Consider the following 9,045-nt stretch of genomic DNA (forward strand, 5'->3'; position numbering starts at 1 on the left):
GTATCATGATTCGTCAGGAAGGACGTGAGGGAAGATGAGCAAGCCGGACATCGCCGACATATATCCATTATCGCCTATGCAGGAAGCTCTGCTTTTTCATTCGCTTTACGACCAGGGAGATGTATATTTTGAACAAATGATTTTTACGCTGGAAGGAAGCGTGAATATCCGGGCATTGGAGTCCAGCTTGAATGCCGTCATTCGCCGTTACGATATTCTTCGGACCATTTTTATTCATGACAAGATCAACAGGCCCAGGCAGGTGGTGCTCAAAGAACGGCCGCTCCAGCTCGAAGTCGTCGATGTATCGGAACGGAGCAAGGCTGAGCAGCGCGATTTCATTCAGCGGCTTGCCGAAGAGGACAGACAACGCGCCTTCGATCTGTCCAAGGATCTGCTGCTTCGCCTCAAGCTGATCAAGACGGGGGAATCCGTGTATGATCTGATCTGGAGCAATCATCATATTTTGCTGGATGGATGGTGTCTGGGAATCCTGTTCCAGGAGTGGTTTTCTTTATATAAGGAAGAGAACCACGGAGCGAAGGCCCGGCTCCCGCGCGTCATTCCGTACAAGAACTATATTCGATGGCTCGAATCGCGCGATCAGACGGAAGCGCGGAAGTATTGGCGGAACTATTTATCAGGCTACGAGGCCGTCGAGGTTCTCCCTGTCCAACGTACGGCCTTGCACAAGGAAGCTCCCCGCATCGAGGAAATAACGTTCAATCTTGGCACGGAGCTTACGGAACGGCTTGTTTCCTTATCCCGGAGGTATCAGGTCACGATGAACAGTTTGTTCCAGACCGTGTGGGGAGTCATACTTCACTATTACAGCGACGCCGAGGATGTGGTCTTCGGATCCGTCGTGTCGGGCAGATCTCCCTCCATCCCGGATGTGGAGAAGATCGTCGGATTGATGATCAATGCCGTTCCGGTCAGAATACAAGCCGCGCCGGATCAATCCTTTGCCCAATTGCTGATGAAGACACATCAAAATGGGATCTTGTCCGAGGAGCACAGCTTTCTCTCTCTGGCGGAGATTCAGTCGGAAACCGGAATTTCACCCCTGTTCAATCACATCTTGGTATATGAAAACTACCCTTCCAGCGAGAGCATGTTCGATACGGACAAACTGGACCTGGGCTTCAAAATTACCTCCATCGAAGCTTTCGAGCACACCAATTATGATTTGAATATATCCATCGGTCCTGGCGCAGAGTTGCGTGTCAAAATGAACTATAACAATCAGGTCTATTCCGCGGACGCGATCGAACGGTTATTCCGCCATTTGGAACGCGTCAGCCTGCAAGTAACGGCCGATCCGGACAGGAAGCTGTCGGATATCGAGGTGCTTACGCCGCAGGAAAAATGGAATATAGCCGCGTTCAACGAGACTGCCGCAGATTATCCGCGGGAACGGACGCTCGTGGATCTGTTCGTCGCCCAAGCGCTGCAGCATCCGGATCATCCTGCTGTCGTCTTCGGCAGCGAGCAGTGGACCTATTCGGAGCTTCATGAGCGATCCGAGCAATGGGCAAGGGGCTTGCAGCGGCGAGGCGTCGCAATCGGCGATGTGGTCGGACTTGCCGCGCGCCGTTCGGCGGATATGATCGCCGGCATGCTTGCCGTACTCAAAGCAGGGGCCGCCTATATTCCGCTCGATCCCGATTTCCCGGAAGAGCGGCTGACCGGCATCCTCAACGACAGCGGCGCGAGGCACCTGTTCCTGTTGACGGCGATTCATCTTCCCGGGTTCCAAGGGGAGACCATCCTGGCCGGCGACTTGGAGCCGGCAGGAGACGACGATGCCCGGACGGCACCGGCATGCGGTCTGGAACTGAGCCCGGACAGCCCTGCCTATATCATCTATACGTCCGGTTCTACCGGACAACCGAAGGGAGTCGTGGCCACCCACAGAAACGTGGCGAAAACCATTCTTAACAACGGTTATGTTCAACTGGACAAGACCGACCGGATATTGCAAATATCCAATTATGCCTTCGATGGCGCAACCTTCGACATCTACGGCGCATTGCTGCATGGCGCCACGCTTGTGCTCCTGTCCCGGGAAGAGCTATTAAGCGCGGAATTGCTGGCGGCGTCCTTTGATAAATACTCCATTAGTGTGGCCTTTATGACCACGGCGCTGTTCAACGCGTTGGTCGACTGGGATCCGAATTGCTTCAAGAATCTTCGCCACGTCTTGTTCGGTGGGGAAAAAGGGTCGGTAAAGCATGTGAACAAGGCGCTGGCCGCCCTCGGGCCAGGACGCCTGCTTCATATGTACGGACCGACGGAAACCACGGTATATGCGACCTGTCATGCGGTAACACAGCCGGATACGCTTCCTATCGGCCGTCCGATTCATAATACGACCGCGTATGTGCTCAATCGGCGCCGGCAACCGATGCCCGCAGGAGTGCCGGGCGAGCTCTATATCGGCGGCGAGGGGCTTGCACTAGGATACCGGGGTCAGCCTGAACGGACAGCCGAACGGTTCATTGCGAATCCTTTCTCGCCGGGAGAAAGGCTGTACAGGACCGGGGATCGGGTCCGCATGCTGCCGGACGGGACGATAGATTTTCTCGAGCGGATAGACCAGCAGCTCAAGATTCGGGGACACCGGATCGAGCCGGGTGAGATTGCCGAGGTATTGAAAGCTCTTCCCGGCGTGCAGGACGGATTAGTCATTCCGTGGCGGGACAAGCAGGGCCATGACTGCCTATGCGCCTATATCGTGCCTGCCGGCGGCGTTTCCGCCTCCGAAGAGGACGCGCAAGCGAACGGACACGAGCAGATACAGAGCTGGCGGAAGGCATTGAAGGAGCGCCTGCCCGATTATATGATTCCGGCATCGTTTCAGATAGTAGAGTCGTTTCCGTTGACCCCGAACGGGAAGGTGGATCGCCTAAGACTTCCCGAACCGCGGATGCCGGTTCAGGGAGCGCGTGTTCCGCTGACGGATGACACGGAGGCGGCGCTTGCGAAAATATGGGGCGAAGTGTTGGGAGCAGAGCGGTTCGGAGCGGACGATCATTTCTTTGAGCTCGGGGGGCACTCGCTGAAAGCGATGATGCTGACCGCCAAAGTCCATAAGGAGCTCGGAGTCCGTCTGACGCTGCATGAGGTGTTCCAGAACCCTGTGCTTCGGGAGATGGCGGCATGCATCAGGACGGCGAAGCAAAGCGATTACGAGCCGATCCTGCCCGCGCCTGAACAGGCGGCCTATCCGGCTTCCTCCGCTCAGAAGAGGGTGTATATTGCGCAGCAGCTCGATCCCGGGCAGTCGAGCTACAATATGCCGATTGTGCTGGAAATTGAAGGGGCAATCGACAAAGCGAGGCTGGAACAGGCCTTTATCCGGTTGATCGAGCGCCATGAATCGTTAAGAACCTCATTCGCATGGTCCGGCGATATGCTGTGCCAGCGGGTGATCGGGCGCGACGAACTCGCCTGGAGTCTGGATTGCCGTCAAGTGCGTCCTGAGGATTGGGACAGGGATCGGCGTCAGGCGGGGGAAGCGGAAGAGCGGCAGATCATGATCACCCGCTTGCTGCGCTCGTTCATCAGACCCTTCGATCTGGGCAGCGGTCCGCTCATCCGGGCCATGCTTGCCGAGTTCAGCGATCGCCTCAGCGTTCTGTTCATTGACATTCACCATATTGTGTGCGACGGCATCTCCATGGGGATTATCTATCGGGATCTGACCCGGCTCTACCGGGGAGAAGCCTTGTCTCCCGCGAAGATACAGTACAAGGATTATGCCGTATTTGAGCAGCGCAGCCGGAACCATGAGAGATACGAGTCGAACCGGAAATACTGGAAGGAGCAGTTCGAAGGCAAGCTGCCGGAAGCGGAACTGATGACGGATTATGTTCGTCCATCCATTCGCTCCTATGATGGCCGAACGCTTGCATTCCAGCTGGATCCGCGCATGACCGGGAGGCTCAAAAAGCTTGGCGCCGCGCAGGGAGCCACGTTGTATATGGTCCTGCTGGCGGCCTACAACTTGCTGCTGTCGAAGTACAGCGGCAAGGAGGACATTGTGGTGGGAGTACCGACTGCCGGCAGGCATCATGAGGATGTGCAAGAGATTGTCGGCATGTTCGTCAATACGCTGGCGCTGCGCAATCACGCGGACGGCTCGCTGTCGGTCCAAGAGTGGATCAGGCGCGTCAAGGAAGGCATGATGAGAGCGCAGGCCCATGGGGATTATCCGTTGGAGGATCTGCTTGAAGATCTGGATTTGTCCCGGGATCTCAGCCGTCATCCGCTGTTCGATACGATGTTCGTTTTGCAAAACATGGACATTGAGCCGATCGAGATGGATGGCACGACGTTCCGGACAGCGGAGTGGGAGTGGCGGCATGCCAAATTCGACATAACCTGGAGCGGACGGGAGTCGGAGGAAGGCATGACCTTTGTCGTGGAGTTCGCTGCCTGCTTATACGAACCGGCCACGATACAACGGATGATTGACCACTTCATCGTGATCCTGGAGCATATGACCGCGTCCCCTGACCGGCTGCTGCGGGACATCGATATGCTGACGGAGGAAGAAAGAGCCTGGGTGGCTGCCCGGAATGAGACGGCCGCCTCTTATCCCGCTCAGGCCTCGGTCTCCTTATTGTTCGACCAGCAGGCTGCCGTCTCCGCCGATCATCCCGCGCTGATCTATGGAAGCAGAATGATGACCTACCGGGAGCTGAACGAGGCCGTGAAGCGGTTCGCCGCCGTGCTCGGAAGCAAGGGAATCGGACGCGGGGATCGGGTTGGTCTTCTGGCGGAGAGATCGATGGAAATGATGATTGCGATTTTCGGTATATTGAGGACGGGGGCGGCTTATGTTCCTCTCGATCCGGCTTTTCCGGAGGAGCGCAAGCTGGATATCCTGAACGATTGCGGGGCGCGCTGGCTGGTAGCTACGGACGGGCTGGACGTTCCTCAATTCCAAGGCGGATACCTGGAGTATGGAATCACCTTCCGGGAAGCGGATGCATGGTCAGGCATGTTAGCGGAAGAACGCGAGCTTGCCGCCGGCCCCGGCCCGGAGGATATTGCTTATATTATGTATACTTCCGGTTCCGCGGGGAAGCCGAAAGGGGTTCTTACCAGCCATCGCAACATTGTAAAGACGAGCGTAAACAATGGCTTTGCGGATCTGGCGGGGGAAGACCGGATGCTGCAGTTGTCGAATTACGCCTTTGACGGATCCACCTATGAAATTTTCGGGGCATTGCTCAACGGAGCGACGCTGGTGTTGATATCGAGGGATGATCTGCTGGATGCCGCCGAGCTCGCCAAGATTATGGACGAGCAGCGCGTGACTTCCGCCTTTATGACCGCAGCGTTGTTCAATACGATGGTCGATTATCATCTGGAGTGCTTCAAGCATATGCGGAAGCTGTTTTTTGGCGGGGAAGCGGCATCCGTGCAGCATGTTGCGAAGGCCCTTGATTATCTGGGCGAGAACCGGATAGTCAACGGCTACGGGCCGACGGAGACGACCGTGTTCGCGGCAACGTATCCCGTACGGAAGCAGGTTATCGGGAAGCGCAGCGTTCCGATTGGCAAGCCAATCCACAACACGCAAATCTATGTGCTCGACCCATGGGGGCAAATGCAGCCTCCAGGCATTCCCGGCGAATTGTATATCGGCGGAGACGGCGTAGCCCAGGGATATTTGAATCGGCAGCAGTTGACGGAGCAGCGCTTCCTGCCGAATCCTTTCATTCCGGGAGAGAAAATGTACAGGACGGGCGATCTGGCGCGCTGGCTGCCGGACGGCGAGCTGGAATATTTGGGACGTCTCGATCAGCAGGTCAAGATCCGCGGCAATCGCGTCGAACCGGGAGAGATCGAGAGCAAGCTGATCTCTCTGACGTCTGTCCGGGAAGCCGCCGTCATCCCGAAAAGAGATTCGCACGGATCCGTCTATTTATGCGCCTATGTAGTCTATGAACAAGACGCCGCCGAAGGGATGAAGGAAGAAAGGCAAGCTGCGCGCTGGCAAAGGAAGCTGAGACGAACGCTTCCGGATTATATGATTCCGGCCGCATTTGTCGTGCTTGACGCCCTCCCTCTCACGGCGAATGGGAAAATCGACCGATCCGCCTTGCCGGAACCAAGCCTGGCGATGCCGGACGACACGAAGGAAGCCCCTGGCAATGAAGATGAGGCCAAGCTGCACAGGCTGTGGGCGGAAGTGCTCGGGGTTGACGGTCACGGCATCGATGATCATTTCTTTGAACTGGGCGGACATTCCCTTAAAGCGATGCAGCTTGCGGCCAAGGTTCACCAATGCTTTGATGTCAAGCTTCGGCTGCAGGATATATTCAATTACCCGACGATCCGGGAACAGGCAACATTTATCCGGGGAGCGGAACACAAGCGGTTAGACCATGCCTCCATTCCTTTGGCACCGGTGCAGGATGACTATCCGGTGACCCCGGCTCAAAAAAGACTGTATATCGTCTCGCAGTATGAGCATGCCGGGACGAGCTATAACATGCCGATGGCGCTTCGGATAGTCGGAGACCTGAACATTCCGGCGTTGGAGCGGGCGTTCATTCAGCTCATCGGGCGGCATGAGTCATTGCGGACTTCTTTCCATATGGACGGGGATGAGGTCAAGCAGCGGATTCACCCCGTGAGCCAACTGGGCTGGCAGCTGGAGGTCCTGGAGATTGCGGAAGATGACAGCGCACATCCGGCTGCGTCGGGCGAGAACGCCAGCGGCTTGCCGGCGTCGTGGATCCGGCCGTTCGACTTGGCCGCACCTTGCCTGCTGCGCGCAGTCCTGTGGAAGATGAAAGAGAAGAGCTATCTGCTCTTCATTGATATTCATCATATTGTATCGGATGGCGTGTCGACTGCGATTTTATATGACGAGTTGTTCAGGTTGTACAGCGGTGAGAAGCTCCCGCCGCTTGACATACAGTATAAGGATTATGCCATGTGGGAACAGGATCGCCGGGCAAGTGAACCATATGCAGCCGCAAAGTCTTACTGGCATGCGTTATACCGGGAGCCTGCGCCTGTGCTCGAACTTCCTCTGGATAGAACCCGCCCGAGTGTTCAGCGCTACGAGGGAGCCAAATATTCCTTCTCGCTGCCAGGCGGACTTGTCTCTAAGCTGAGAGAAAAATCCAAGGATCATGAAATCACGGTATTCATGGCGTTATTGTCCGCGTATTTTATCCTATTGTCCAAATACTCCGGCCAGGAGGATATCGCGGTCGGGATGCCGGTCGCGGGAAGAGATCACGCGGATACGGAATCGCTCATCGGCATGTTCGTAAAAACGCTGGCTTTGCGCAGTTATCCGAAAGCCGATTTGCGGCTTGGGGAATATGTCGGCCAAGTGAAGAAGGCGGTGCTCGAAGCGTATGAGCACTCCGTTTATCCGTTAGAGGAACTGCTGGAGCATGTGGACTTGGCCAGAGATCCGAGCCGGCATCCGTTTTTTGATACATTGTTCGTGCTGCAGAATATGAACATCGCCAAGCTGGAATTGCCGGGCCTGCTAATTGATCAAGAGGAGGCGCCCCTTGACCGCTCGAAGTTCGACATGACCTGGGCAGGGATGGAAAAGGAAGATCAAATTGTGATGACGATCGAATACAATACCGAGATCTTTTCCAATGCCACCATCAGGCGAATGTCCATGTATTATGAGCATATTCTGCGCCAGATGGCGGAACAAGAGGCATCGCGCATCCGCGATATCGAGCTGATCACCGAGGGAGAGCGGCTTGAGCTGCTCCGGCTGGAGGGCGGATCGGCGGATTATCCGCGCGATGCGAGCATTCCGGAGCTGTTCGCGGAGCAGGCGCGGCTTCGTCCGAATCATCCGGCGCTCGTATGGGGCAGCGAACAGGTCGCCTATGGACAGCTGCGCGAGCGGGCGCAATGTCTGGCCGAGGCGCTCAGACAGCGGGGAGTCGGCACGGGAGAAGCGGTCGGACTGATAGCGGATCGTTCGATCGGGATGATCGAGTCCATCCTCGGGATTCTGACCGCGGGCGCGGCGTATGTGCCGCTGGATCCGGGCTTTCCGCCCGAGCGGCTTGCGCATATGCTGGAGGATAGCGGCGCCCGGATCCTGCTCGCGCAGGACGGCATGGCCGTGCCCGGCTTCACGGGCATCACGCTGCCGCTGGACGAGGGGCAGCGGGCGGAAGCCGGGACGCGGGCGTCGGTGGAGGACCTGACCATTCCGGCGGAATCCGCGGCTTATATCATGTACACATCCGGTTCGACCGGCACGCCCAAAGGCGTGATGATTACGCACCGGAACGTGATCAAAACCAGCATCCGCAACGGATTTATGGATATGCTGCCCGAGGATCGGGTGCTGCAGTTGTCCAATTATGCCTTTGACGGCTCGACGTATGAGATTTTCGGAGCGCTGCTGAACGGGGCGACGCTGGTTCTCCTTCCGAAGCATAGCGTGCTGGACGCCGAGGAGCTGGCGAGGACATTCGAGGAGCAGCGCATTACTACGGCCTTCATGACGGCGGCTCTGTTCAATACCGTCGTGGATTGGGATGTAACCTGCCTGAAGCATGTGCGGAAGCTCTTCTTCGGCGGAGAGGCGGGCTCGAAGAAGCATGTCGTGAAGGCGCTGGAATATCTGGGGCCGAACCGGATAGCCAACGGCTACGGGCCGACGGAGACGACCGTGTTCGCCACGACGTACACGGTGGATGAGAGCATGCGGGAGCGAAGCAGCGTGCCGATCGGCAGGCCCGTGCACAACACGCGGGTCTACGTCCTGAACCGCTGGGGGCAGCGGCAGCCGGTCGGGGTGCCGGGAGAGCTGTACATCGGGGGAGACGGATTGGCCCGGGAATATGTGAAGCGGCCGGATCTGACCGCCGAGAAATTCGTTCCGAGTCCGATCGTGCCGGGGGAGAGGGCGTACCGGACCGGGGATCTCGTGCGCTGGCTGCCGGATGGGAATCTGGAATTTCTGGGCCGTCTGGACAGACAGGTCAAAATACGGGGGAACCGCATCGAGATCTCGGAAGTGGAGGGCCGGCT

General features: G+C 57.2%; 1 protein-coding gene. It reads left to right on the forward strand.

All coding sequences use genetic code 11. From position 1 onward, the window contains the following. Positions 1-34: 34 nt before the first annotated feature. Positions 35-9,045, forward strand: a 9,011-nt coding sequence (locus ABD76_RS09385; RefSeq protein ID WP_197256284.1) for a non-ribosomal peptide synthetase, incomplete at its 3' end; no start/stop codon positions are given.

The sequence above is a fragment of the Paenibacillus dendritiformis genome (genome assembly GCF_015845845.1).
Lineage (GTDB): Bacteria > Bacillota > Bacilli > Paenibacillales > Paenibacillaceae > Paenibacillus_B > Paenibacillus_B dendritiformis_C.